Origin of the sequence: Massilia mucilaginosa, assembly GCF_011682145.1 — a bacterium.
GTDB classification, from domain to species: Bacteria; Pseudomonadota; Gammaproteobacteria; order Burkholderiales; family Burkholderiaceae_D; genus Telluria_A; species Telluria_A mucilaginosa.
In genome coordinates, this window is record NZ_WHJH01000366.1 from 1 (window position 1) to 283 (window position 283).

The 283-nt window shown below is 51.9% G+C and carries 1 protein-coding gene; it reads left to right on the forward strand.

The features are described 5' to 3' along the window. Positions 1–68 precede the first annotated feature (68 nt). Positions 69–283 (forward strand): hypothetical protein (locus F2P45_RS35195; RefSeq protein WP_166882766.1); only part of this gene is annotated, 215 nt, incomplete at its 3' end.

A 283-nucleotide genomic window follows, 5' to 3' on the forward strand; every position in this document is an offset into this window, starting at 1 on the left:
GCGCACGCGCACGCCGATTTTCCGGCACAGGCGCTGTGCAATCGTTTCAGGAATTGACGAGGATAACAATGGATATTGCACGACTCAAGATAAATCACCGGGGGGAACCGGTTCCCGGCTTCAGTGGAGATGAGGCGTTGTTCGACAAGGTAGCGCATGCGATCGGAGCGGCGCTGCCTGAAGACTACTTGAAGTTTATTAAAATCGCCGATGGCGGCCATCCCGAGATTGGCGTCATTTTTTTGAACGATGGAATTGACGATAATAGCTTTGACGTCAACGT